We start from the raw sequence: 24,428 nt of genomic DNA on the forward strand, positions 1-24,428 counted from the left end.
ACGCCGTCATCCCAGCGAAGGCTGGGATCTCCCTTCTGCTGAAGGGCGCCACGAAGAAAAATGAGATGCCAGCCTGCGCTGGCATGACGAATGGAGAGGATTCGCATCATGGCAGATGATGTGATGGAGGCTGTGGCTGACACCCAGCAGATGAACATGATCCAGGCGATCAACAGCGCACTGGACGTGATGATGGGCCGCGACCCCGATGTCGTGGTGATGGGGGAGGATGTCGGCTATTTCGGCGGGGTGTTCCGCGCCACCGCCGGCCTGCAGCAGAAATATGGCAAGAACCGCGTGTTCGACACGCCGATCACCGAATGCGGCATCATCGGCGTCGCGGTCGGCATGGGCGCCTATGGCCTGCGGCCGGTCCCCGAAATCCAGTTTGCCGACTATATCTATCCCGCGCTCGACCAGTTGGTGAGCGAGGCGGCACGGCTGCGCTATCGCTCGGCCGGCGAGTTCATTGCGCCGATGACGGTGCGCTCGCCCTTTGGCGGCGGCATCTTCGGCGGCCAGACCCATAGCCAGAGCCCGGAGGGCATCTTCACCCATGTGTCCGGGGTCAAGACGGTGATCCCGTCCACCCCCTATGACGCCAAGGGGCTGCTGATCGCCGCGATCGAGGATAATGATCCGACCATCTTCTTCGAGCCCAAGCGCATCTATAACGGCCCGTTCGACGGCCATTATGACACGCCGGCCAAGAGCTGGGCGGGGCATGCAGATGCGCAGGTGCCGCAGGGCTATTATCGCATCCCGCTCGGCAAGGCGCGGATCGCCCGGCCCGGCGCGGCGCTGACCATCCTCTGCTATGGCACGATGGTCCATGTCGTAGAAAATACCGTGGCGAAACTGGGCGTCGATGCCGAGATCGTCGACCTGCGCACGCTGGTGCCGCTCGACATCGACACGATCGAGGCGTCGGTCAGGAAGACCGGCCGCTGTCTGATCGTGCATGAAGCGACGCGGACCAGTGGCTTTGGCGCCGAACTGTCGGCGCTGGTGCAGGAACGCTGCTTCTACCATCTCGAAGCGCCGATCGAGCGCGTCACCGGCTTCGACACCCCTTATCCGCACAGTCTGGAATGGGCCTATTTCCCCGGCCCCGTGCGCATCCGCGAAGCCATCAACAAGATCATGAAGGACTGAGCGCCATGGCTCTTTTCACATTCAAGCTGCCGGACATCGGCGAAGGCATTGCGCAGGCGGAGATTGTCGGCTGGCACATCAAGGTCGGCGACCGGGTCGAGGAAGACCAGCCGATTGCCGACATGATGACCGACAAGGCGACGGTCGAGATGGAAAGCCCGGTCGCGGGCACCGTCGTCCGCCTGGCCGGGGAGCCCGGCGATCAGGTGTCGATCGGCGCGATGCTGGTGGAGATCGAGACGGCAGGCGAGGGGGCGGCTGCCGCACCCGCGCCGTCGGTCGAAACGGTCGAGGCCGAGACGCCGGGAGAGGCGGAGATCGCGGTACCTGTGCAGGCTGAACCCGTCGTGCAGGCGCCTGCGCCCCAGGAAGCGAAGAGCGCAGCCAAGCCTGAACCAATCGTAGAGCCGGCCGGGCATGCTGCACCCGTCCTGGCATCCCCCGCCGTCCGCGCCCGGGCCAGGGAACTGGGCATCGACCTCGCGCTGGTGAAGCCCAATGGCGACCATGTCCGCCACACCGACCTCGACGCCTATCTCCTCTATGGCGCGGGGCAGGGCTATCGCCCGGCGGGCCGCGCGGCACCGCGCGCCGACGAGCAGGTGAAGGTGATCGGCATGCGCCGCCGCATTGCCGAGAATATGGCTGCGTCCAAGCGCCACATCCCGCACTTCACCTATGTCGAGGAAATCGACGTCACCGCACTGGAGGAGGCGCGGACGCAGCTCAACGATCATCGTGGCGATCGGCCCAAGCTCACCATGCTGCCGCTGCTGATCGTGGCGATCTGCAAGACGCTGCCCGACTTCCCGATGCTCAATGCCCGTTATGATGATGATGAGGCGGGCGTGGTGACACGCCATGGCGCGGTGCATCTGGGTATGGCGACGCAGACCGATGCGGGCCTGATGGTGCCGGTGATCCGCGACGCGCAGGACAAGAATGTCTGGCAGTTGGCGACCGAGATCCGCCGCCTCGCCGACGCCGCGCGCAGCGGCAAGGCGACGTCGGCCGAACTGTCGGGCTCCACTTTGACCCTGACCTCGCTCGGCCCGCTCGGCGGCATCGCCACCACCCCGGTCATCAACCGGCCCGAAGTGGCGATCATCGGCCCCAACCGCGTGATCGAGCGCCCCATGTTCGTGACGAACAAGATGGGGAGCAAGGAGATCGTCGCGGCAAAGCTGATGAACCTGTCGATCAGCTGCGACCATCGCGTCGTCGACGGCTGGGATGCGGCCAGCTTCGTCCAGGCCGTGCGCAAACTGCTGGAAACGCCGGTCCTGCTGTTCGAGGGCTGAGAAACGCAAGCAAGGGGGCGGAGGCATCCGCCCCCTTTATTTGGTCAGCACGACGATCGCCCCCTTGGTGGGGTCGGGCTTGAACAATAGCCGCAGGACCCGGCGGACGATGTAGAAGCGCCGCTTGCTCAGCAGGCGCTTGGGATAGGTGCGCCGCTTGTAGAAGATGCTGAAGAGCTCTTCGGGCATCGGCAGGATACGGGCATCGGCAAAGCCCGCTTCCCGACCGCGCGCGATGATCAGGTGCGGCGGCATGTCCCGTTCGGTCACGCCATATAGCTCCATGGCCTGGATCGAGATCGGATTGTCGGCATGGCCTTCGCCCGGTTCATGGGTGATCAGCATGCCGCCCGGCTTGAGCGCGCGAAAGACCGAGCGGATCGCCAGCCCCTCATCCTCGGCATGATGAAGCGAATCGAAAAAGATCGCCGCGTCGAAATAGCCGTCAAAATCGAGCGATTCAAAATCGCTGCAGACAAAACGCAGATTGTCGCCGATGCCGTAAAGGCGGGCGCCTTCCCGCGCCAGTTCGATCATGTCTGCGGCAATGTCCTGTCCCACCACCTCATAACCATGGCGGGCGAGAAAGCTGCTGGTCCAGCCGCCGCCACAGCCCAGGTCCAATATGCGTGCCGGTGGCGGCGGCAGCAACGACATGATCGTGCCGATCGACGTCAGGTTGAGACCGCATAGTGGGTCGGAAAACGGCTTATGGAGGCAATGATCGCGCCCCATTTCGCCAATATTGGCGAGATAGGCCTGCTCGCCTTCTTTTGGCATGGACAATAGTCTCCGAAACTGGTCGTCCGGCTCTATGAAGATTGTTGCAACGGTACAAGCGCGGCCTGCACGAGAAGAGATTTGTTGCGTAACGCGCGCGGTTTCAGCGCGCGTCTTCAGCGTACCGTGGCGCGATAGCTTAGGCGGCCGGTTTGTCCGGGCAGGACCGCATCTGGCAGCAGCCAGCGGACATGGGTGACATCGGCCGGCGTGGCCCGGCGGGTGCCGCCCAGCGGCGTGGGCAGCCATAGTTGATCGAGGCGGCCCCAATGCACGCCACCATCGACCGACAATTGCATCAGCGGATGGGAAAGGTCGAGCTGGGTGCCATGGGGTATCGGGCGGACGACGGCCATGCCACGGATCGGCCGGTTGCCTTCATGGCGCCAGTCGACCACCACGATCAACTGATCGCCGGGCAGGGCATCCTGCGCTGTGGCGACGATACGCCGGGATCGGCCATTGATGTCGACCTGGACACGCTCCACGAACATGCGCGTATCGAGATGGATATCCTGCTGCGCCGCGGCTGTCGCCGGCGCGATCAACGCGGCCAGCATGACCAGCCATGACATGCCTCGCAATGTCATGCGATATTCCCCCTATCGTCTCGACGGAGGCTTAGCAGCGAGGGCCGAATATTTGGTTAAATCCTTGTTTCCCTTCTGGGGGCGGCATGTCGGCTATTGGAAATTGACCGCTACGGCCAGCGGGTGCAGAGCAGGCCTGATAGGCTAGGGGGATCATCAGGGGTGACATCGCACGAGCAAATGGAGATCAACCGGCGGCGCGACCGGCTGCTCGCGTCGATCGCGTTGACGTCCGGGCTGGGATTGATGCTGGCCTTGCCTTTCGCCTTGCGGGCCGGTGCCGAGTTTTTTCTGCCGCTGACGGCCGCGCTGGTGGTCGCGATCGCGCTGGTGCCGTTGCTCGAATGGCTGGAACGGCACCGCTTGCCGTCCGCGCTGGCGGCCTTTGCCGCCGTCATTGCCTTCCTTGTGGTTGCCAATACCGCGCTGGTGTTGATTGTCGTGCCGGCAACCGACTGGTTTCGAATCCTGCCCCAGCGGCTGCCGCAGATCCAGGCGAACCTGGCGCCACTGATCGACCTCTATTCGCAGCTCCAGCGATTTGTCGATGAAACCGTGCGGATGCTGGCTACCGGGCCGGTTGCCGGGGCGCAGGCCACGGCGGTCGAGGCGCCACGGTCGCTGTTGCAGTTCGCCGCGACATCGGCCCCCTCGGCGATCATCCAGATGGTGTTCGCCCTGCTCATCATCTATTTTTTCCTTGCCGGCTGGACCCGGCTGCGCCGGCGCACGATCAACAGCCGGGGCAGTTTCGATGGCGCGATGGCTGTCGCCCGGGTGATCCAGAATGTCGTCGATGCGACATCGGCCTATGTCATGACGATCGCGACCATCAACCTGTGCCTGGGGCTGGCCGTTGCGATTGCGCTGTGGCTGATCGGCATGCCATCGCCCTGGATGTGGGGCGGCATCGTCGCGTTGCTGAACTTCGTCCCCTATTTCGGACCGATGATGGCGGCGGTGCTGCTGGCGTTGGGCGGCCTGATGGTGTTCGACGATATCTGGACGGCGCTGCTGCCCGCGCTGTTGCAGGTCGGGTTCCATCTGGTCGAATCCAACGTCATCACCCCGACCATCCTGGGACGGCGGCTCACGATGAACCCGCTGCTGATTCTCGTCTCGCTGACCTTCTGGGGATGGGTATGGGGAACGCCGGGCGCCTTGCTGGGCGTGCCGTTGCTCATCATTGTCCAGACCGTGGTGGCGGCGGCGGGAACCCCGGATATTGCGGGTTTCCTGTTCGAGCGGGGGACGCTGACGGTTTCTCCACGCAAAGAAAATGCGGATCAGGAAGAAACTGACAGTCTGGACGGTTGACAGGTCCGGCGGACCCGCATATCTGGCCGCTCCACACCAAACGCGGGTGTAGCTCAGTTGGTTAGAGTGCCGGCCTGTCACGCCGGAGGTCGCGGGTTCGAGCCCCGTCACTCGCGCCACTTTCCTTGACCGGAAAGTTGGAAGGTGTACAGATTTGCATCATCTGGTGGCCAGTGGCCACGAATGGATGCCACCCTGCGCGGGTGTAGCTCAGTTGGTTAGAGTGCCGGCCTGTCACGCCGGAGGTCGCGGGTTCGAGCCCCGTCACTCGCGCCACTTTCCTTGACCGGAAAGTGAAAATTTCTCCTAGAACAGCATCGCTTGGCGGCCGATCGGTCGCGGTGCGCTGCTGTGCCGCACGCGGGTGTAGCTCAGTTGGTTAGAGCGCCGGCCTGTCACGCCGGAGGTCGCGGGTTCGAGTCCCGTCACTCGCGCCACTTCTCCCGAAGTGGCCGGATCGTCCGCCGATCCTTTTCCCCGATATTCTGAAAATGGGCCGACACCATCGGCATCGGCCCGTTTCGGCAATCAGAGATCTGCGCCAGTCACATGCGGCGGCAGCGGTTCGTTGGCCAGCCAGCGATAGACGCCGCCGGCCGCCAGGGCGCCGACGATCGGGGCCACCCAGAACAGCCACAATTGCTGCAGGGCCAGGCCGCCGACCAGCAGGGCGGGGCCGGTGCTGCGCGCCGGATTGACCGACGTGTTGGTGACCGGAATGCTGATAAGGTGGATCAGCGTCAGCGCCAGGCCGATCGCGATCGGCGCGAATCCGGCCGGGGCGCGGGTGTCGGTCGCGCCCAGGATAACGCTGAGGAAGCCGAAGGTCAGGACGACCTCGATCACCAGTCCCGACGACAGCGCATAACCACCGGGCGAATGCGGGCCATAACCGTTTACCGCCAGGCCGTTGGGCGCCAGTTCATAGCCCGGCTGGCCGCTGGCGATGAACAGCAGGACCGCGGCGGCAATCACCGCGCCCACCAGCTGGGCGACGATATAGGGGGCGATGTCGCGGGCCGGGAAGCGACCGCCGGCCCACAGGCCGATCGTGACGGCCGGATTGAGATGACAGCCCGAAATATGCCCGATCGAAAAGGCCATGGTCAGCACGGTCAGGCCAAAGGCCAGGGCAACGCCCAGCAGGCCAATGCCGACATTGGGAAAGGCGGCTGCCAGCACGGCGCTGCCGCACCCGCCAAACACCAGCCAGAATGTGCCGAAACCTTCGGCAAATAGTCTCTTGCCCATTGGAACCATCATGTCCTCCTGTTGTGCGTTGCACCGGCCACCGGCATGCACGGACGTCCGGTGCGGGGTGGCGCCGCCCGGTCAATGTGGAATGGCATGGGCAGGGGGCAGCGCCCGGGTTCCGGGACTGTGTCGACTGGTGACTGGCGCATGGACATGCCTTGGCCCCCCATTTCGTAGGACCGCGTCTGCCCGCATCCGGCGAGCAAGATCATTGCGATCTCTCAACGATCAGAAATATAGGGGATAATAGCGCTTTGCCAGCGCTAAGTGGCTAGGGACTAACCCCGACGCCAGCGGCCGGTTTCCATCCAGGCGAGCAGGCGCCTCAGGGGAAGTAACCAGATCCAGATCAGGCCAAGAAAGACATAGGCCGGCACCTGGCCCCACATGGGCAGGCGGCCGATCCAGCTCGACAGGCTGCCAATCAGAATCGCCCAGCCCAGGATCATGGCCAGGATCAGGAACATGCCGGCGGGCTTGCGCCAGCTCGGCTGATAATGATGACGGGGATCGATGCCCATCGGATCAGCCTGCCTCGATCAGCGTCGATTCGGTCAGGACCATGTCGAGCGGCAGATCCCAGGGGTCTGCCGGCACCGCGTCCAGTTCCTGCGCGGACCAGGCAAGGCCGATCCGCAACGCATCCGGGAACCGGGCGAAGGCGCGATCATAATAGCCGCCGCCTTGTCCCAGGCGGTTCATCGCGCGATCGAAGCCGAGAAGCGGGGCAAAGATGACATCGGGGGCGATCGCGCCGCCATCTGGATCGGGATGGCTGGTGCCGAACGGGCCGGGGAACAGTGGATCCTCCGGTCGCCAGGCGAGAAACTCCATGCTGCCGAGGCGATCGAGCACACGGGGCAATGCGACGGTCTTGCCCATGACGCCCAATTGCGCCGCCAGCCGCTGCGCCGGGGCTTCATCGTCCAGACCCATATAGAGCGCGACGATATGCGCATCGGCGATCCGCCGGGCCAGTGGCGAAGGGATGGCCTTGAACGCCAGCCGGTGCGCCAGCGAATCCAGCGTTGCGACGAAGTCGCGCCGTTGCTGACGCGCGATCGTGCGCAGCATGGTCTTGTCGGCCGCGTCAATATCGTCTTGCATGGGAATGTGGGTCCACTCTGCCAGCGCAAGGTGGGTGACGGGACCGCCTTGGCCGTTTGCTGGAATATCCTCTGACGCCTCAACGTCAGGTGGGGACCATGTAGATCGGGCCGGAGCCCGCCCAGGGACAGCCCCCTTGGATGTGATTATCGCCTCAGGGATGTTCGCTAAAGCTCGCACCAGGCAGTGCCCGTCACCGCCAATCTAGGCGTCCGGGTCGCGGGCGGCAAGCCCGTCGCGCAGCTTTTCTATTCGGGTGGCCAGCGCCTCGATGGCGCGGGCTGCCGGTTCGTCGTCGCTTTCCAGCGCCAATTGTTCCTGGCGGCCGGCCGCTGTGCGTTTCATTTCATTGAGTTCGTCGGCCATGAAGAGTGCCGCAAACAGCAGCGCGCGGACCTCGGTCAGGCCCGGCGAACTGCGCTGGGCAAGATAGACCTTGTCCTCGATCATCTTGGCCAGATGGGCCAGATGCGCTTCGTCGCCATCGCGGCCATGCACGATATATTGGCGTCCGGCGATATGTAGCGTGGTTTCAGCCATCCGTTCGCCCCTTCAGATCCGCTATCAGTTCGTCCAGCGACCGCAGCGCCGCGCGAGCGGCGGGCACGTCGATGGCGGGGGAAGGATGGGGGGCCGCCTGCGGGAGGCTGGCCACATCCTGTTCAAGCCGACTGATCGCACGCTCCAGCGTGCCGATCGCCTGCATCATGCGGTCGCTTGCCATCCCTGTTGCATAGCCAATGTTTTCGCCGTGCAAAAGCGGTGTTTGGGCGGCTTGACGTACGCAATGCCCCGGCTGCGGTTGACGCATGGGGATCGAGGCGACAAAGGAGGCCCAAATCGACTCGCCCGCTCGCGCGCGGCCCGCGCCTGCCAGCCATGAAAGACGCCTGCCCGATATGACCGTTTCCGACACGCTGCTCGCCAATGCCATCCGGGCGCTTTCCATGGACGCCGTACAGGCGGCGAACAGCGGCCATCCCGGCATGCCAATGGGCATGGCCGACGTCGCCACGGTATTGTTCAAGGATTATGTGAAGTTCGATCCGACCCAGCCCAAATGGGCCGATCGCGACCGTTTCGTGCTGTCGGCCGGCCATGGCTCGATGCTGATCTATTCGCTGCTGAACCTCACCGGCTATGCCCGTCCGACGATGGACGACATCCGCGACTTCCGGCAGCTCAACAGCCCCTGCGCCGGCCATCCGGAGAATTTCGAGCTGGCAGGGGTCGAAGCGACCACCGGTCCGCTGGGTTCGGGCCTGGCCACCGCCGTCGGCATGGCGATTGCCGAGCGTCATCTGAATGCCGAGTTCGGCGACGATCTGGTCGATCACCGCACCTGGGTGATCGCCGGCGACGGCTGCCTGATGGAAGGCATCAACCATGAGGCGATCGGCCTCGCCGGTCACCTGAACCTCTCGCGCCTGATCGTGCTGTGGGACGACAACAAGATCACCATCGACGGCGCCGTCGACCTGTCGAGCAATGAAGATGTCCGCGCCCGCTACGCCGCCACCGGCTGGCATGTCGTGTCGTGCGACGGCCATGACGTCGCCGACGTCCGCCGCGCCATTGACGAGGCGATCGCCGATCCGCGTCCCTCGCTGATCGCCTGCGCCACCAAGATCGGCTATGGCGCGCCGAACAAGGCGGGCACCTCGGGCGTCCATGGCTCGGCGCTGGGCGAGGCCGAAGTCGCCGCCGCTCGTGAGTTCCTCGGCTGGACCGCCGAACCCTTCGTCATCCCGGCCGACATTGACGCCGCCTGGAAGGCGATCGGCGCCAAGGGGCGCGATGTTCGCACTGCATGGGAAGGCCGCCTGGCAAATGCCTCGGAAGGCGCTGAATTTTCGCGCCGCATGGCGGGCGAACTGCCGGCCGGCTTCTCGCTCGAAACCTATATCGACACGCTGATCGCCAACCCGCAGAAGGTCGCCACCCGCAAGGCGAGCGAACTGGCGCTCGGCGCGATCAACGATCTTCTGCCCGAAACCGTCGGTGGCTCGGCCGACCTCACCGGCTCGAACAACACCAAGACCAAGTCGACCGGCCCGCTGACCCGCGACGATTATTCCGGCCGCTATGTCTATTATGGCATCCGCGAATTCGGCATGGCCTGCGCGATGAACGGCATGGCGCTGCATGGCGGCGTGATCCCCTATGGCGGCACCTTCCTGGTCTTTTCCGACTATATGCGCGCCGGCATCCGCCTGGCTGCGCTGCAGGAACAGCGGGTCATCCACGTCCTCACCCATGACTCGATCGGTCTGGGCGAAGACGGCCCGACCCACCAGCCGATCGAGCATGTCATGTCGATGCGCATGATCCCGAACCTCGACGTCTATCGCCCGGCCGACATCGTCGAGACGGCGGAGTGCTGGGAACTGGCACTGAAGGATGCGACCGGCCCATCGGTGCTGGCCCTGACCCGCCAGAACCTGCCGCAGCTGCGCCTGGAAAAGAGCGAAAATCTGTCGGCCAAGGGCGCCTATCGCCTGGTCGCCGCGACCGCCGATCGCAAGGTTGTGCTGCTCGCCACCGGTTCGGAAGTCGAGATCGCCGTCGCCACCGCCAAGGCGCTGGAAGAACAGGGCATCGGCGCCGACGTCGTCTCGATGCCCAGCTGGGCGCATTTCGACGCGCAGGACGCCGCCTACAAGGCCGACATCCTGCCCGCCGGTGTGCTGCGCGCCTCGATCGAGGCCGGCACCACCTTCGGCTGGGAACGCTATACCGGCCTCGACGGCCTGCGCTTCGGCATCGACAGCTTCGGCGCGTCGGCCCCCGCCGAAGTCCTCTACGACCATTTCGGCCTGACCGCCGCCAAGATCGCTCCGCAGATCAAGGCCGCGCTCGGCGCCTGAACCCAAGACCAACACGCAAACCGGGAGACAAGTGCAGTGGCAACGAAGGTAGCAATCAACGGTTTCGGCCGTATCGGTCGTCTGGTGGCACGCGCCATCCTCTCGCGCACCGACCATGATCTGGAACTGGTGAGCATCAACGACCTGGGCGATGCCAAGGCCAATGCCCTGCTGTTCAAGCGTGACTCGGTCCATGGCAACTGGGCCGGCGACGTCAGCGTCGATGGCGATTTCCTGGTGGTCGACGGCAAGAAGATCAAGGTGACGGCGGAGCGTGATCCCGCCAACCTGCCGCATGCCGAACTGGGCGTCGAAATCGCCCTGGAATGCACCGGCATCTTCACCAGCAAGGACAAGGCCGGCGCCCACCTGAGCGCCGGCGCCAAGCGCGTCGTCATCTCGGCACCGGGCACCAATGTCGACAAGACTGTCGTCTTCGGTGTCAACCATGACGAGCTGACCGCCGACGACATCATCATCTCGAACGCCAGCTGCACCACCAACTGCCTGGCGCCGCTCGCCAAGGTGCTGAACGATTCGATCGGCATCGAACGCGGCTTCATGACCACGATCCACAGCTACACCAACGACCAGAACACGCTGGACCAGATCCACAAGGACATGCGCCGCGCCCGCGCCGCTGCCCTGTCGATGATCCCCACCACCACTGGTGCGGCCCGCGCCGTGGGTGAAGTCCTGCCCTCGCTCAAGGGCAAGCTGGACGGTTCGTCGGTCCGCGTGCCGACCCCGAACGTCTCGGTCGTCGACCTGAAGTTCATCCCCAGCCGCGCCACCACGGTTGAGGAAGTCAACGGCCTGCTCAAGGCGGCGTCGGAAGCCGGTCCGCTCAAGGGCATCCTTGGCTATTCGGACGAGCCGCTGGTCTCGATCGACTATAATGGCGATCCGCGCAGCTCGACCGTCGACAGCCTGGAAACGGCCGTGATCGAGGGCAATCTGGTCCGCGTGCTCAGCTGGTACGACAATGAATGGGGCTTCTCGAACCGCATGATCGACACCACCGGTGTCATGGCGAAGTTCCTGTAAGCCTTCTCAGCCCCGCCGGACCAACCGGCGGGGTTTTTCTTCTGATATAATTCCAAATTCTAGGAGCGATCATGGCAAAGCCGTTCAAGACACTCGACGACATGGGCGACATCACCGGCAAGGTGGTGCTGGTGCGCGAGGATCTGAACGTGCCGATGCAGGACGGTTCGGTCAGCGATGACACCCGTCTGCGCGCGGCGATGCCGACCATCCTGGAACTGGCCGATCGCGGTGCCAAGGTGCTGATCCTCGCCCATTTCGGCCGGCCCAAGGGCCAGAAGAACCCGGAATTTTCGCTGAGCAAGATCACCCGTCCGCTGACCCAGGTGCTGGGCCGCGAGGTGCAGTTCATTCCCGACTGCCAGGGTGAAGCCGCGACCGACGGCATCAAGGTGATGCGCAACGGCGACATCGCCATCCTCGAAAATACCCGCTTCCATGCCGGCGAGGAAAAAAATGATCCCGCGCTGGTCGATGCGATCGCCGCGATCGGCGACCTCTATGTCAACGATGCCTTTTCCGCCGCGCACCGCGCCCATGCCTCGACCGAGGGGCTGGCCCACAAGCTGCCCGCCTTTGCCGGCCGTTCGATGGAGAAGGAACTGGACGCGCTTGAAGCTGCGCTCGGTGCCCCGGTCAAGCCGGTCGCGGCCGTCGTCGGCGGCGCCAAGGTGTCCACCAAGCTCGACGTGCTCAACAATCTCGTGACCAAGGTCGATCATCTGATCATCGGCGGCGGCATGGCGAACACCTTCCTCCACGCCCGCGGCGTGGATGTCGGCAAGTCGCTGTGCGAAAAGGATCTGGCCGAGACGGCCGAGGCGATCTTCGACAAGGCCGAGGAAGCCGGCTGCATCATCCACCTGCCCTATGACGTGGTCGTGGCGAAGGAATTTGCCGCCAACCCGCCGTCGGTGCGCATCTGCAACGTCCATGAAGTCGCCGAGGACGAGATGATCCTCGACGTCGGCCCGGCCGCGGTCGAGGCGCTGGGCGATGCGCTCAAGAATTGCCGCACCCTGGTGTGGAACGGCCCGCTCGGCGCGTTCGAGATCGCGCCCTTCGACGCGGCGACCGTTGCCCTCGCCAAGACGGCGGCGGCGCTCACCAAGGAAGGTCAGCTGGTTTCGGTCGCGGGCGGTGGCGACACCGTCGCCGCGCTCAACCATGCCGGCGGGGCCGCCGACTTCACCTTCATCTCGACCGCCGGCGGCGCCTTCCTCGAATGGATGGAAGGCAAGGAACTGCCGGGCGTGAAGGCGCTCTACGCTTAAGTCATCTCGTCATTGCGAGGCGCGAAGCGCCGCGGCAATCCATGGATTGCTTCGCTGCGCTCGCAATGACGAAGGGCCGTGATCGGCGTCAGCGCGTGGCGCTGGCGCCCCGGTCGAACAGGATGAAGACCAGCGCGGCCACGCCGCCGATCGCCGCACCGGCGATCGCGCTCAGGCTCCAGCCGCCCGCTTCATAGGTGGTCGACCCGATCACCGATCCCAGTGCCCCCACCACGAACATCACCGTCATATAGGCTGCATTGATCCGGCCGCGGGCATGCGGGTCGAGCGAGAAGATCAGCTTCTGCCCGGTGATCTGGCTGACCTGCACCGCCGCATCGATCAGCACCGCCATGATGGTGAAGCCGATCAGGCTGCCCGCCGCCACCGTCCAGTCCGCCAGCAGGAAGCCGATGGCGAGCGCAATCAGCGCGCCGAGCGAGGCCGGGCCGGTCAGCCGCCGATCGGCCAGCCAGCCCGCCACCGGGGCCACCAGCGCGCCGCCGGCACCCGCCAGCGCGAAGGCGCCGATGCCATTATGGCCCAGGCCAAAGTCATGGATCAGGCTCAGCGGCGCGGCGGTCCAGAACAGGTTGAACGCCGCGAACATCGACGCCTGGTAGAAGGCGCGCATCCGCACGACGCGATATTTGCCAAGCTGCGAGAAGGTGGAGGCCAGCACTTCGCCATAATGCATGCCGCCCTTGGGCCGGCGCTGCGGACAGGCGATCAGCAGCGCGATCGCGACCAGCGCAATCACCCCGGCCGACAGCAGGAAGGTCGCGCGCCAGCCCATCGATCCGGCGAGAAAGCTGGCGATCGGCCGCGACAGCATGATGCCGAACAGCAGGCCGCTCATCACCGTGCCGACCACGCGCCCCTGGCGCTCGGGCGGGGCCAGATGGGAGGCGAGGGGGATCAGCACTTGCACGCCGGTCGCGCCGACGCCGGTCATGACGGAGGCGATCAGGAAGGTCGCCGGGCCATTGGAAACGGCGATGGCGATACAGCCCAGCACCGTCGCCACCGCCGATACCAGCACGATCCGCCTATTCTCGAACAGGTCGGCCAGCGGCACGACCAGGATGATGCCCAGGCCATAGCCCAGCTGCGTCAGCGTGGTGATGAGGCCTGCGACCCCCGCCGACATGCCGATTTCCGGCCCGATCACGTCGATCAGCGTCTGGGCATAATAGAGGTTGGCCACCATCGTCCCGCACGCGACCGCCATCAGCAATATGGCAAAGCGGGACAGCGCGGCGGGCGCCTGCGCGGTGGGAAGGGTAGTGGCAGATGTCGACATGAGGTTCCTAATGGTCCCCCAAGGCGCAGCTTTCAACCGGATGACGGAAATTTCATTGTGCAATGCAACTGAAAATGACCCTAGGCCGGGGGCCGTTCGTTCAGCATCGGCACCAGCAGGGCGTTGAGATCATCCAGGTCCAGCGCCGCCGCCTTGGCGTAGCGCAGCTTGCCGGCGCGATCGATGATGAAATTGGTCGGGATCGCTGCGATCGGCGCATAAGGGCCTTTGATCCGCCGTGCCGAGGGGATGTGCATCGCCGCGAACAGCTTTTTGAGCTGCCCTATCGGAACCGATCCTTCGGTGGTGATGGCGAAGACCTTGAGCCCGTGCTTCTGGTTCAGGGCATAATAGCTGTCGAGCGTCGGCAGTTCCTTGCGGCAGGGCACGCACCATGTGGCCCAGAAATTCAGCAGCACGACCTGACCCTTCAGGTCGGCCAGCGACACTTTGCTGCCGTCGATCAGCGTCAGTTCGAAGTCCGGCGCCATTTCGCCGACCACCGGTTTCGTCGCCGCCTGCGCTGCCCCTGCGTTCATCGCGCCGACCGACATCGATAGCATCAGCGCAGCAGCTGCAATCGACCGCATCAATCCCTTCCCCATTCTTCCCCCAGACCATATTCTTGCGGTCCGATAGCAGGCTGTTCTGCACGCGCCAACGATATTGGCGGCCGCCCCGTCGCCCGTCGATGCCATGCACCTTGCGGTGCGGCATGGGACTGGCTAACAGCCCGGTAAAGGCACCCGGTCGCAGGGTGGCCCTTGCATCGCCAGGTGCTCGCCTGGCGGATTTCTGTTTTATGCGCCGCCGAGGGGGCGGCGCTCCCCAAAGAGAAGGTATGTGCAGATGCTGGATCAGGACATGGTCAAGAAGGTCTCCGCCGGCGACGGTTTTATCGCAGCGCTCGACCAGAGTGGTGGTTCGACGCCCAAGGCGCTCAACGGCTATGGCGTCGATGACAGTGCCTGGTCGACCGAAGAGGAGATGTTCGGCCTGATCCACGAGATGCGCGCGCGGATCATCACCTCGCCTGTGTTCGACGGCAAGAAAGTGCTGGGCGCGATCCTGTTCGAGCGCACGATGGACGGCGAAGCGGGCGGCAAGTCGGTGCCGCAGGCGCTGCTCGACAAGGGCATCGTGCCCTTCATCAAGGTCGACAAGGGCCTGGAGGCTGAGGCGAATGGCGTTCAGATGATGAAGCCGATGCCGGAACTCGATACCCTGCTGGCCCGGGCCAAGGCGTTGGGCGTGTTCGGCACTAAGGAGCGCTCGGTCGTCAACCTTGCCAACCGCGAGGGCATCGCCGCCATCGCCGCGCAGCAGTTCGAGGTCGGCCGTCAGATTCTGGCCGGCGGCCTGATGCCGATCATCGAGCCCGAAGTGAACATCAAGTCGCCCGAACGGGCCGAGGCCGACCAGATCCTGCTGGAGGAAATCCTCAAGCAGCTCGACGCGCTGCCCGAAGGCGAGCAGGTGATGCTCAAGCTCTCGCTGCCCGCCAAGACCGGCCTGTTCGATCCGCTGGTCGATCATCCCAAGGTGCTGCGCGTCGTCGCCCTGTCGGGCGGGTTCAGCCGCACCGAAGCCTGCGTTGAGCTGGCCAGGAATCGCGGCATCATCGCCAGCTTCAGCCGCGCGCTGCTCAACGACCTGCGCCAGCCGATGAGCGACGCGGAATTCGACGCGTCGCTGGGCGAGGCGATCGACGAGATCTACGCGGCATCGACCGCCAAGGCTCCGGTCGCGGCCTGATCCGATGGCTGGCGCCGGGCAGGATGACGATCCGCCCGGCGCCGCCTTTTCCTATCATCGCGCGGTCGCGCCGATGCTCTGGGTGTTGCTGGGCCTGATGGTCGTCGAGACGTCCGTGGTCCACCTGCTGGTCGCGCTATGGAGCCGGCACGCGGCGTTGATCCTCTCCCTGCTGAGCCTCGCCACGATCGGCTGGTTCATCCTGTTCATCCGCTCCTTCCGCCGCCATCCGGTGCGGGTCCGCGCGGATGGGCTGGTCTGGCCAGTCGGCCATCTGCGCAGCCTTTCCATCCCCTGGACACAGGTCACGGGACTGCGCGACGACTGGACGCTGGCCGATCTCAAGGCGGCGGGTCTGTTCAATGGTGCGCTGGTCGCCCATCCCAATATCGTCGTCGCACTCGATCCGCCGGCCAGCGCAGGCCGGCGCACGATCCGCTACCTCGCCCACCGGCTCGACGACCCGGCCGCGTTCACCGCAGCCTTCGACATGCGACACCCGCACCCCGACCCGTTCGCTTCGAGCGTGTCGAGAAGCGGATAGCGCGGCGCTCGCGTTTCTCGACCAGGCTCGAAACGAACGGAGGTGGGCGTCGTAATCCCGCTTTACGGCTTGGCCTTCAGCATCGGCAGCACCTTGTCGAGTGGCAGCGCCTCGGCCGTACCGCGATTGCCGACCACGGTCTGCGCCTTGAACAGCGCGTTCAATACCGCTTCCTCGGTCGCCTCGATCACTGCCTGAAACAGCGGCGAGATGCGGTCATTGGGCAAGTCATCGACCGCCGCCACCGCTTCCCGCTTCGCCGCCGTGCGCCGCACCGCCGCGCTGGTCGAAAAGGCGATGGCATAGTCGCCCGACCCGTTGGAGAAGCTGGAGCCGGTCCGCGCGATGCCGCCAAAGGCGCGCTCGGCAACGCGGCGCAGATTGCGGTCGGACAGCGGCGCATCGGTCGCGATCACGATCACGACCGATCCGTCCGCCTTCTTTTCCTCGACCTGCTGGCGATAGTCATAGCGGCCAAGCTTCACGCCCACCGGCACGCCCGCGATGGTCAGAACCCCGCCATAATTGGCCTGCACCAGTACGCCGACGGTCCAGCCGCCGAGCGACGCGGGCAGCTTGCGGGATGATGTGCCGATCCCCGCCTTGAAGCCGAACGCCACCGTGCCGGTGCCCGCGCCCACCACGCCTTCCTCGACCGGTCCGGCCTTGGCACTCTCGATCGCGCGGCGCGCGTCGGCGATAGTCACATGGCGGCCGCGAATATCGTTCAGCATGCCGTCATTGGTCTCGCCCACCACGGCATTGACCGACCGCACCTCCTCATTGCCTGCCTGCGCCAGCGTCCATTCGACCGAAGCCGCGCCGGCCTCCGCCACGTTCAGCGTATTGGTCAGCAGGATCGGCGTCTCGATCTCGCCCAGTTCGGCAAGCTGGGTCGATCCCATGAACTTGCCGAACGCATTATAGGCGACGAAGCCGGCCGGCACCTTGTCCTGGAACAGGTTGCCGCCATGCGGCAGGATCGCGGTGACGCCGCTATTGACGTCCTTGCTGCGCGGCAATGTCACCTGGCCCACCGTCACCCCGGCGACATCGGTGATCGCGTTGAGCGGGCCGGGCTGGAGGATGCCGATGATGACTCCCGCTTCCCGCGCACGCGGCCGGGGCGCCTCCTGCGCCAGCGCGGGCGCGGCGGACAGGAGCAGCAGGACAGGCAAAGCGTGGCGCATGGATAATCCTTCGCTATTGTGATCGCGGTCATAGCCGCACTTGGCGCGGCCGCGCGAGCGGCTATAAGGCGCGCATGACCGATTTCACTGACGAAGAACTGGCGCTCGACCCCCATTTTGCCGAGCAGTTTGAAAAGGGCTTTCGCCCCGCCTGCCAGCTGTACCTGATCTCGCCACCGGCGATCGACGAGACGTTCGTCGATCAACTGGCGCAGGCGCTGGACGGCGGCAAGGTCGCCGCCTTCCAGCTGCGCCTGAAAGGGATGGACGAGGACGCCATCGCCGCGCTCGCCGGGCCGATCCAGGCGCTCTGCGCCGATCGCGAGGTCGCCTTCATCATCAATGACAGTATTGGCCTTGCCAAGCGACTGAACGCCGATGGCGTCCATCTGGGGCAGGGCGATGGCGACCCGCGCGAGGCGCGCAAGCTGCTCGGTCCCAAGGTGCAGATCGGCGTGACCTGTCACGACAGTCGCCATCTGGCGATGGAAGCGGGCGAGGCGGGGGCCGACTATGTCGCGTTCGGCGCCTTTTATCCCACCAGCACCAAGGAAACCACGCATCGTGCCGAGCTCTCGATCCTGGGCTGGTGGACGACGTTGTTCGAGCTGCCCTGCGTCGCGATCGGCGGCATCACGCCGGACAATGCTGCGCCGCTGATAGAGGCGGGCGCCGATTTCCTGGCGGTGAGCGGGGCGGTGTGGAATCATCCCGATGGCCCCAAAGCCGGTGTCGCCGCTTTCGCGCCGGTGCTGGCAGGCGCCTGATTTTTCCGCCAGTGCTCGTTGTCGTCGGCCGCTGCTAAGCCGGCTGCGCTTCCTTGCGGAAGGAGGCGAGCTGGGCGTCGAGCGCGCGCTGGAAGGCGGGCCGGGCGATGCAGCGATCGCGATAGGCGGACAGGGCAGGGAATTGCGCCATCAGCGCCGTATCCGACACTTCGCGCAGCACCGTCGCCATGATGATGTCGGCGGCGGTGAAATCGCCTTCCAGATAATCTTTGTCGCCAAGCCAGCCCGACAGGTCGCCCAGCCGGCCGTGCAGCGTGTCGATTACCTGCGGGCGGCGTAGCCTGGCCCATTCGGCATCAGGGTTGAAGGTGTCGATCGCGACCAGGTCGAACACGAAGGGTTCGACGCTGTTGAGCGCGGCCGTCACCCAGGTCAGCACCCGCAGCCGGCCGGCGGTATCGCGCGGCACCAATGTCGTGGCGCGTTCGCCGATGCGCAGCACCATCGCGCCGCTCTCGAACATGGCGACTTCGGCATCGCGATAGGCGGGCACCTGGCCAAAGGGCTGTTCGCGGCGATAGTCGCTGCCCTTGGCCGTCTCGAAATCGACCAGCCGCTCGCGATAGGGCAGGCCCGCTTCCTCGCAAGCCCAGCGCGGGCGCAGGTCGCGCACATAGCCCCGGGCAAAATCGGGCACCCAGGCAAAGCCGGTAATCTCGATCTCGGCATGCGGATCGACGGGCATGGCAGGCTCCTCTCTCGATTCTTGACTTTATAGGTTGATATCAACATATATCGATCATGTCAAAATCCTTGCCCGTGACCCATCAGCAGACCCTGTTCGTGCGTGACCATTGCCTGTGCCTGGCGACGCAGCGGGCGGCGCGCAGCCTGTCCCGGCGCTTCGACGAGGCATTTCGGCCCTTTGGCATCACCAGCGGGCAATTCTCGCTGATGAATGCCCTCAACCGGCCCGAGCCGCCGTCGGTCGGATCGGTCGCGCAGCTGCTGGCGATGGATCGCACCACCTTGACCGCCAATATCAAGCCGCTGGAGCGCGACGGGCTGGTCCGGCCGGCGGTCGATGCGGCCGATCGGCGGGTACGGCGGCTGGCGCTGACCGATCAGGGGCGGACGATCCTGGCGCAGGCCATGCCGGTGTGGATCGCGGTTCATGGCGCGATCGATGCGGAACTGGCCGGGCAGGGGGATTTGCGGGCCGGCCTGGCCGCGCTGGCTTGAAGGGAGAGGGGGCGGCGGGCGCGACGCGGACGATCGCCCATATTGGCACGGGTTTTTCCCGATAGGAAAGCCTGCGCCGTCGGGCCAGAATCCCGTCCCATCAGGGCAAGGGAAGCAGAACATGGCACTGGAAGAATTCGTCCATCTGACGGCGGAATATATTGCGCTGATCGTCAACCTGCTCGCAATCGCGGCGATTGCGATCGGCTCCATCCAGGGGGCGATCGGCCTTAGCGGCCTGCTTCTGTTTCACGCCGATTCGGAGAAATTGGCGCCGGTCTGGCTGAGCTTTGGCCGTTGGCTGGTTGCCGGTCTGACCTTCCAGCTTGCGTCCGACATCGTCGAAACCAGCATTGCGCCAAGCTGGGCCGATATCGGCAAGCTGGCGGCGATCGCCGGCATCCGGACCTTCCTCAACTATTTCCTCGACAAGGACATGGCTGAGCTGCGCGAACGCCATCACCGGACGAAGGAAGGCCTCGCCACGGAATGAACGGCGGCGATGCCGGCGCGCGCATGGCTCAGGCAGCCATGTGGCGGTTCATGCGTTAGTCTTCCCGTGCAATGGGAGAGTATCGCCTTGAAAAGCCATCTGCTTGGCCTGACGCTGTTGTGCGCAGCGTGTAATGTTTCCACCACGGACGCCAATGATAGTGCATCGGCGCCGCCCTCGTCCGGCAATGGCACGGCACCGGCCGCGCCCGATCCATCGGCGGCCTATACCTTTCAGACGGTCGAGGAGCCGGACGGCAAACCCTGGCAACCCAGTCCGATATTGCAGGCACAGGTGGCGCTCGACCGCTGGGGCTTCTCGCCCGGCGTGATCGACGGCAAGGACGGGATGAGCTTTAAGGCGGCGTTGCGCGGCTTCCAGGAAGCGAACAGGCTGCCCGTCACCGGCGACTATGACCAGAAGACTGCGGCTGCGCTGCTGGAGGGGGAGGCGAAGCCGACCACCTGGCTGGTGCGCATTCCCGACGGCTTTGCCCGCGGCCCCTTTTTCGACATTCCCAAGGGGTTGAACCAACAGGCGGGCCTGCCCGCGCTCACCTATCGCAACCTGCTCGAAAAACTGGCGGAGCGCTTCCACACCACGCCTGAAGTGCTGACCGCCATGAACCCGCCCAATACCAAGGTCGTCGCCGGAGCGACGATCCGCGTGCCGGCGATCGCAAACCAGCCGGTGGCCCGGATCGAGGGGGACGAGCGCGGTTGGGGCGAGACGCTGGCCAGCCTGGGCGTCGCCAAGGATCAGCCCCAGGCGGACCATCTGGTGGTCGACAAGTCGGAAGGTCTGCTCAAGGTCTATGGCGCGGACAACCGGATGATCGCGCAATTCCCGGTCACCACGGGGTCACAGCATGATCCGCTGCCGCTGGGGCAATGGACGATCAAGGGGATCAGCCGCAATCCCGAATTCCACTATAATCCCGACCTGTTCTGGGATGCCGCGTCGAAGGACCAGAAGGCGGTGCTGAAACCCGGCCCCAACGGCCCGGTCGGCGTCGTGTGGATCGATCTGTCCAAGGATCATTACGGCATCCATGGCACGCCCGAGCCGCAACTGATCGGCCGCACCGAAAGCCATGGCTGCATCCGCCTCACCAACTGGGACGCCGCGCGGCTGGCGCAGATGGTGAAGAGCGGCGTCAAGGCGACGTTCCAGGCATGAAGGTTCGGCTGTGGAGCGGTATCGCGTGCGCGCTGCTGCTCTGCATTGGCTTCGTGCATTTCTGCGTGCGGATCGTCCCGGCCGATGCGCCGGTGCAATCTGTTACATCCGCGCCGCAAGCTGCCTCCGTCCATGGCGCGTTGTTGATCCCGGTGGAGGGCGTGCCGCCCTCGGCGCTCACCGACACCTTCGCCCAGGCACGCGCGGGCGGCGCCCGGCCGCATGATGCGATCGACATCATGGCGGCGCGGGGCAGGGCGGTGCTGGCGGCTGCCGATGGCCGGATCGAGAAGATATTCTGGAGCGAGGCCGGCGGCCGAACCCTCTATGAACGCGCGCCCGACGGGCGGACCGTCTATTATTATGCCCATCTCGACGGCTATGCGCCGGGGCTGCACGAAGGGCAGGCGATCAGGCGCGGGCAGCGGATCGCGACCGTCGGCAGTACCGGCAATGCCGATCCTGCCGCCCCCCATCTGCATTTCGCCGTCAATCGCATGGCGCCGGGCGACCCCTGGTATGGAGGGCGTCCGGTCAATCCCTATCCGCTGCTGGTCGGGCGATGACCTGTCCTACACGGCGTTCAGGGACTAGCATCCGTTTCGGTCCCGACAGAAAATTGCCGTAGTAGGAAAGCGAATTTCAAAATGTGCGGGAAATGTGCGAAGTTAAGCGAAATGGCCGCCCTCTTGCCCTTGGCGCCGTCTCGCGGTAAAGGCGCGGCCAGCCTCGCAGAGGCCGGCTCTTTTCCACATTAGACATATAGGCAGGCTCTTCCCATGAAGATCAGCGGCGTGGACATTCGTCCCGGCAACAATATCGAATATGAGGGTGGCCTGTGGCGCGCCGTCAAGATTCAGCACACCCAGCCCGGCAAGGGCGGCGCCTATATGCAGGTGGAGCTGAAGAACCTGATCGACGGCCGCAAGAATAATGTCCGCTTCCGCTCCGCTGAGAGCGTCGAGCGCATCCGCCTCGACACCAAGGATTTCCAGTATCTCTATGCCGAAGGCGACATGCTCGTCTTCATGGACCAGGAAACCTACGAACAGATCAATCTGCCGGCCGAACTGCTGGGCGACGCCGCGGCCTTCCTGCAGGACGGCATGATGGTTGTGCTCGAAATGTATGAAGAGCGTCCGATCAGCGTCCAGCTGCCCGAAACCATCGAGGCGACGGTCGTGGAGGCCGATGCCGTGGTCAAGGGACAGACCGCCTCGGCCAGCTACAAGCCCGCGATCCTCGACAATGGCGTCCGCGTCATGGTGCCCCCGCATATCGTCAGCGGCACCCGCATCGTCGTCGATGTCTATGCGCGCGAATATGTGAAGCGGGCCGACTGATGCGGCTCGGGCGCAGCACGGCATTGGCCGCCATCCTCGCGATCGGCGCCCTGCCGGCTGCGCTCCCCGCCCAGACGGTCAACAAGCCGTCCAAGGCGCAACTCGACAATGCGGCCTATGTGCTGCAGGTCATCAGCAGCGCGCTGGAATCGAAAGAGGTCGAGCAGCCGGTCAAGACCGCCCTGTTTGAATGCCTCTACGCCAATCCGCTGTCGAAGATCAGCGATGCGACGGACAAGGTGATCGCCGGCAATCCGGGCAAGGTGAACCGCAAGGATCCCTCGCAGATGCTGGCGGTGATCGCCGGCACCTGCGGATATCGGCCTGCTGCGCCCGCCACCAAGCCCGCCCCGAAGAAATAAAGCAAAGGCCGCCCGTCGGGGCGGCGGAGATTCTACATGGTATCCCATTCCGGCCTTCTCACCGTCATGGAACGCGCCGCCCGCAAGGCCGGCTCCAAGCTGCGCCGCGACTTCGGCGAGGTCGAGCATCTGCAGGTCAGCCGCAAGGGGCCGGCGGACTTCGTGTCCAAGGCCGACAAGCAGGCCGAACAGACGCTGGTCGAGGAACTGCGCAAGGCGCGGCCCGACTGGGGCTTCCTGCTGGAAGAGGGCGGGGTGATCGAGGGCGATCCCAACAAGCCGCGCTGGATCATCGATCCGCTCGACGGCACCACCAACTTTCTGCACGGCATTCCGCACTTTGCCATCTCGATCGCGGTCGAGGAGCCGCTGTTCGGCGGCAAGCGCGAAGTGACCTCCGGCCTCATCTACCAGCCGGTCACCGACGAAAGCTATTGGGCGGAGAAGAATCGCGGCGCCTGGCGTCATGACCAGCGCCTGCGCGTCTCGGCGCGCCGCGACCTGGCCGACTGCCTGATCGCGACCGGCATCCCGTTCATGGGTCATGGCAATATGGCCGAATGGGCACGCATTTTCGGTGCGGTCGCTCCCTCGGTTGCCGGATTGCGCCGCTTTGGCGCGGCGTCGCTCGATCTCGCCCATGTCGCCTCGGGCCGTTATGACGGTTTCTGGGAAAGCGGGCTGCAGCCCTGGGACGTGGCCGCTGGCATCCTGATGGTGCGTGAGGCCGGTGGCTTCGTCAGCGACTTCCGCGGTGGCGACCAGATGATCGACCGCAAGGAAGTGATCGCGGGCAATGATACGACCCACAGCAAGCTGCACAAGCTGGTGGCCGGCGCGCTGCGCTAAGAGCCTGATCGTCTGAGGTGGAGGCGCTCCGCGCGTCCACCGATGGCGTGAATCAGGCTCTACGAAGCCCCTGATCGTCTGAGGTGGAGGCGCTCCGCGCTTTCACCGATGGCGTATCAGGTTCTGCTAAGCTCCTGTTTTAAGAGCAAAGGGCGTCGGCCCACCCGTGCGAGTCTGTCGGCTCCACAGAGTGGTCCGGCGCCCATTTTTTTATGTCTGCGGAATGGCTCTCTTGTGCTTTTGGTAACGCGATCAAGCCTTTGCAATTGTTGCGAATCATTCTCACAGGTTCGCCCCTTGCTTCGCATATGCAGCAGGCCTAAAGGCCCCCCAGAACCATTTTCGCCCAGGGGATTCCATTGGTCGATCTCAGCCAATATCTGCCGATCCTGATCTTTCTCGGGATCGCCTTGCTGCTTTCCGGCACCTTCGTCTTTCTGCCGATGCTGGTTGGCCGCCTGACCGGTGCGCACAAGCCCGATCCTGCAAAGCTCAGCGAATATGAGTGCGGCTTTCCTTCGTTTGAAGAGCCCCGCAGTCAGTTCGACGTGCGTTTCTATCTGGTCGCCATTCTCTTCATCATCTTCGATCTTGAAGCGGCGTTCCTGTTTCCGTGGGCGGTTAGCCTTGACCAGATCGGCTGGGCCGGCTGGGCGACGATGATGATCTTCATAGCGGAGCTGGTGCTCGGCCTCGTCTATGCGTGGAAGAAGGGAGCACTCGATTGGGAGTAGAACTGACCAGCCCC

Annotated in this window: 28 protein-coding genes and 3 tRNA genes; 20 read left to right on the plus strand and 11 right to left on the minus strand. The window is 64.8% G+C overall.

The window, feature by feature from the left end; genetic code table 11:
- Positions 1-150: 150 nt before the first annotated feature.
- Complete coding sequence (locus tag PMI04_RS08325; RefSeq protein ID WP_037487354.1) at positions 151-1,155, plus strand: alpha-ketoacid dehydrogenase subunit beta; 1,005 nt, start codon at positions 151-153, stop codon at positions 1,153-1,155.
- 5 nt (positions 1,156-1,160) lie between these two features.
- Entirely contained in the window at positions 1,161-2,456 is a 1,296-nt protein-coding gene (locus PMI04_RS08330; protein WP_007714626.1) for a dihydrolipoamide acetyltransferase family protein, read from the plus strand.
- A gap of 36 nt (positions 2,457-2,492) precedes the next feature.
- Here the strand turns inward: PMI04_RS08330 and PMI04_RS08335 are convergent, their stop codons facing one another.
- Together PMI04_RS08335 and PMI04_RS08340 are read right to left on the minus strand one after the other, a co-directional pair.
- Entirely contained in the window at positions 2,493-3,236 is a 744-nt protein-coding gene (locus PMI04_RS08335) for a methyltransferase domain-containing protein (RefSeq protein WP_007714628.1), read from the minus strand.
- A 116-nt stretch (positions 3,237-3,352) separates the two neighbouring features.
- Positions 3,353-3,796, minus strand: a complete 444-nt coding sequence (locus tag PMI04_RS08340; protein WP_081491049.1) for a hypothetical protein — start codon at positions 3,794-3,796, stop codon at positions 3,353-3,355.
- A 192-nt stretch (positions 3,797-3,988) separates the two neighbouring features.
- On the opposite strand from PMI04_RS08340, the gene PMI04_RS08345 reads away from it, so the two are divergent.
- From PMI04_RS08345 to PMI04_RS08360, 4 genes are all read left to right on the plus strand, one after another.
- Positions 3,989-5,143, plus strand: coding sequence for an AI-2E family transporter (locus PMI04_RS08345; protein ID WP_007714630.1), 1,155 nt, complete (start codon positions 3,989-3,991; stop codon positions 5,141-5,143).
- A gap of 42 nt (positions 5,144-5,185) precedes the next feature.
- A tRNA-Asp gene (locus tag PMI04_RS08350) sits at positions 5,186-5,262 on the plus strand.
- A gap of 80 nt (positions 5,263-5,342) precedes the next feature.
- Positions 5,343-5,419: transfer RNA gene (locus PMI04_RS08355), tRNA-Asp, on the plus strand.
- Positions 5,420-5,503: 84 nt separating this feature from the next.
- Positions 5,504-5,580 (plus strand) — tRNA-Asp (locus PMI04_RS08360).
- Positions 5,581-5,671: 91 nt separating this feature from the next.
- Here PMI04_RS08360 and aqpZ read toward each other — a convergent pair.
- The 5 genes from aqpZ to PMI04_RS08385 form a co-directional block, all read right to left on the minus strand.
- Positions 5,672-6,403 (minus strand): aquaporin Z, encoded by a 732-nt coding sequence (aqpZ, locus tag PMI04_RS08365; RefSeq protein WP_007714847.1) that lies wholly within the window; start codon positions 6,401-6,403, stop codon positions 5,672-5,674.
- 272 nt (positions 6,404-6,675) lie between these two features.
- Positions 6,676-6,918: a DUF2842 domain-containing protein gene (locus PMI04_RS08370; RefSeq protein WP_007714844.1), complete on the minus strand. Its 243-nt coding sequence runs from the start codon at positions 6,916-6,918 to the stop codon at positions 6,676-6,678.
- A gap of 4 nt (positions 6,919-6,922) precedes the next feature.
- Complete coding sequence (locus tag PMI04_RS08375; RefSeq protein WP_007714841.1) at positions 6,923-7,504, minus strand: 5-formyltetrahydrofolate cyclo-ligase; 582 nt, start codon at positions 7,502-7,504, stop codon at positions 6,923-6,925.
- A 204-nt stretch (positions 7,505-7,708) separates the two neighbouring features.
- Positions 7,709-8,044 (minus strand): cell division protein ZapA, encoded by a 336-nt coding sequence (locus PMI04_RS08380; protein ID WP_007714837.1) that lies wholly within the window; start codon positions 8,042-8,044, stop codon positions 7,709-7,711.
- Positions 8,037-8,228 (minus strand): hypothetical protein, encoded by a 192-nt coding sequence (locus PMI04_RS08385; RefSeq protein WP_037487379.1) that lies wholly within the window; start codon positions 8,226-8,228, stop codon positions 8,037-8,039. Before PMI04_RS08385 ends, PMI04_RS08380 begins: the two co-directional genes overlap by 8 nt.
- A 175-nt stretch (positions 8,229-8,403) precedes the next feature.
- On the opposite strand from PMI04_RS08385, the gene tkt reads away from it, so the two are divergent.
- The 3 genes from tkt (at position 8,404) to PMI04_RS08400 (ending at position 12,692) form a co-directional block, all read left to right on the plus strand.
- A complete protein-coding gene (gene tkt, locus PMI04_RS08390; RefSeq protein WP_037487387.1) occupies positions 8,404-10,371 on the plus strand; it encodes a transketolase in 1,968 nt (655 codons plus the stop codon).
- A gap of 36 nt (positions 10,372-10,407) precedes the next feature.
- Positions 10,408-11,418, plus strand: a complete 1,011-nt coding sequence (gap, locus tag PMI04_RS08395) for a type I glyceraldehyde-3-phosphate dehydrogenase (protein ID WP_007714828.1) — start codon at positions 10,408-10,410, stop codon at positions 11,416-11,418.
- Positions 11,419-11,489: 71 nt separating this feature from the next.
- On the plus strand, positions 11,490-12,692 hold the full coding sequence (locus PMI04_RS08400) for a phosphoglycerate kinase (protein WP_007714825.1): 1,203 nt from the start codon (positions 11,490-11,492) through the stop codon (positions 12,690-12,692).
- A gap of 88 nt (positions 12,693-12,780) precedes the next feature.
- On the opposite strand, the gene PMI04_RS08405 is transcribed toward PMI04_RS08400, so the two are convergent.
- Both PMI04_RS08405 and PMI04_RS08410 read right to left on the minus strand, forming a co-directional pair.
- Positions 12,781-13,995, minus strand: a complete 1,215-nt coding sequence (locus PMI04_RS08405; RefSeq protein WP_007714821.1) for an MFS transporter — start codon at positions 13,993-13,995, stop codon at positions 12,781-12,783.
- 80 nt (positions 13,996-14,075) lie between these two features.
- On the minus strand, positions 14,076-14,585 hold the full coding sequence (locus tag PMI04_RS08410; protein WP_007714818.1) for a TlpA family protein disulfide reductase: 510 nt from the start codon (positions 14,583-14,585) through the stop codon (positions 14,076-14,078).
- A 259-nt stretch (positions 14,586-14,844) separates the two neighbouring features.
- Here PMI04_RS08410 and PMI04_RS08415 point away from each other — a divergent pair, with 259 nt between their 5' ends.
- A complete protein-coding gene (locus tag PMI04_RS08415) occupies positions 14,845-15,750 on the plus strand; it encodes a fructose bisphosphate aldolase (protein ID WP_007714814.1) in 906 nt (301 codons plus the stop codon).
- Between the two features lie 4 nt (positions 15,751-15,754).
- Positions 15,755-16,294 (plus strand): hypothetical protein, encoded by a 540-nt coding sequence (locus PMI04_RS08420; protein ID WP_007714813.1) that lies wholly within the window; start codon positions 15,755-15,757, stop codon positions 16,292-16,294.
- A gap of 62 nt (positions 16,295-16,356) precedes the next feature.
- Here the strand turns inward: PMI04_RS08420 and PMI04_RS08425 are convergent, their stop codons facing one another.
- On the minus strand, positions 16,357-17,484 hold the full coding sequence (locus PMI04_RS08425; RefSeq protein WP_007714807.1) for a P1 family peptidase: 1,128 nt from the start codon (positions 17,482-17,484) through the stop codon (positions 16,357-16,359).
- Between the two features lie 74 nt (positions 17,485-17,558).
- Here PMI04_RS08425 and thiE point away from each other — a divergent pair, with 74 nt between their 5' ends.
- A complete protein-coding gene (thiE, locus tag PMI04_RS08430) occupies positions 17,559-18,251 on the plus strand; it encodes a thiamine phosphate synthase (RefSeq protein ID WP_007714804.1) in 693 nt (230 codons plus the stop codon).
- Between the two features lie 34 nt (positions 18,252-18,285).
- Here thiE and PMI04_RS08435 read toward each other — a convergent pair whose 3' ends face one another.
- Positions 18,286-18,957 (minus strand): glutathione S-transferase family protein, encoded by a 672-nt coding sequence (locus PMI04_RS08435; protein WP_007714801.1) that lies wholly within the window; start codon positions 18,955-18,957, stop codon positions 18,286-18,288.
- 74 nt (positions 18,958-19,031) lie between these two features.
- On the opposite strand from PMI04_RS08435, the gene PMI04_RS08440 reads away from it, so the two are divergent.
- The 8 genes from PMI04_RS08440 to PMI04_RS08475 all read left to right on the plus strand — a co-directional run bounded on the left by PMI04_RS08440 (position 19,032) and on the right by PMI04_RS08475 (position 24,414).
- Complete coding sequence (locus tag PMI04_RS08440) at positions 19,032-19,454, plus strand: MarR family transcriptional regulator (RefSeq protein WP_238536006.1); 423 nt, start codon at positions 19,032-19,034, stop codon at positions 19,452-19,454.
- A 121-nt stretch (positions 19,455-19,575) separates the two neighbouring features.
- Positions 19,576-19,947, plus strand: a complete 372-nt coding sequence (locus tag PMI04_RS08445) for a DUF1622 domain-containing protein (protein ID WP_007714796.1) — start codon at positions 19,576-19,578, stop codon at positions 19,945-19,947.
- 87 nt (positions 19,948-20,034) lie between these two features.
- Entirely contained in the window at positions 20,035-21,126 is a 1,092-nt protein-coding gene (locus tag PMI04_RS08450) for a L,D-transpeptidase family protein (RefSeq protein ID WP_007714794.1), read from the plus strand.
- Entirely contained in the window at positions 21,123-21,692 is a 570-nt protein-coding gene (locus PMI04_RS08455) for a M23 family metallopeptidase (RefSeq protein ID WP_007714792.1), read from the plus strand. The genes PMI04_RS08450 and PMI04_RS08455 overlap by 4 nt, the downstream gene beginning before the upstream one ends.
- 213 nt (positions 21,693-21,905) lie before the next feature.
- Positions 21,906-22,469, plus strand: a complete 564-nt coding sequence (gene efp, locus PMI04_RS08460; protein ID WP_007714790.1) for an elongation factor P — start codon at positions 21,906-21,908, stop codon at positions 22,467-22,469.
- Positions 22,469-22,831: a hypothetical protein gene (locus PMI04_RS08465; protein WP_007714787.1), complete on the plus strand. Its 363-nt coding sequence runs from the start codon at positions 22,469-22,471 to the stop codon at positions 22,829-22,831. The genes efp and PMI04_RS08465 overlap by 1 nt, the downstream gene beginning before the upstream one ends.
- A 36-nt stretch (positions 22,832-22,867) precedes the next feature.
- A complete protein-coding gene (locus PMI04_RS08470; RefSeq protein WP_007714784.1) occupies positions 22,868-23,680 on the plus strand; it encodes an inositol monophosphatase family protein in 813 nt (270 codons plus the stop codon).
- A 359-nt stretch (positions 23,681-24,039) separates the two neighbouring features.
- Complete coding sequence (locus PMI04_RS08475; RefSeq protein WP_007714782.1) at positions 24,040-24,414, plus strand: NADH-quinone oxidoreductase subunit A; 375 nt, start codon at positions 24,040-24,042, stop codon at positions 24,412-24,414.
- Positions 24,415-24,428 lie beyond the last annotated feature (14 nt).

The organism is Sphingobium sp. AP49 (assembly GCF_000281715.2).
In the GTDB taxonomy this organism is placed as follows: domain Bacteria; phylum Pseudomonadota; class Alphaproteobacteria; order Sphingomonadales; family Sphingomonadaceae; genus Sphingobium.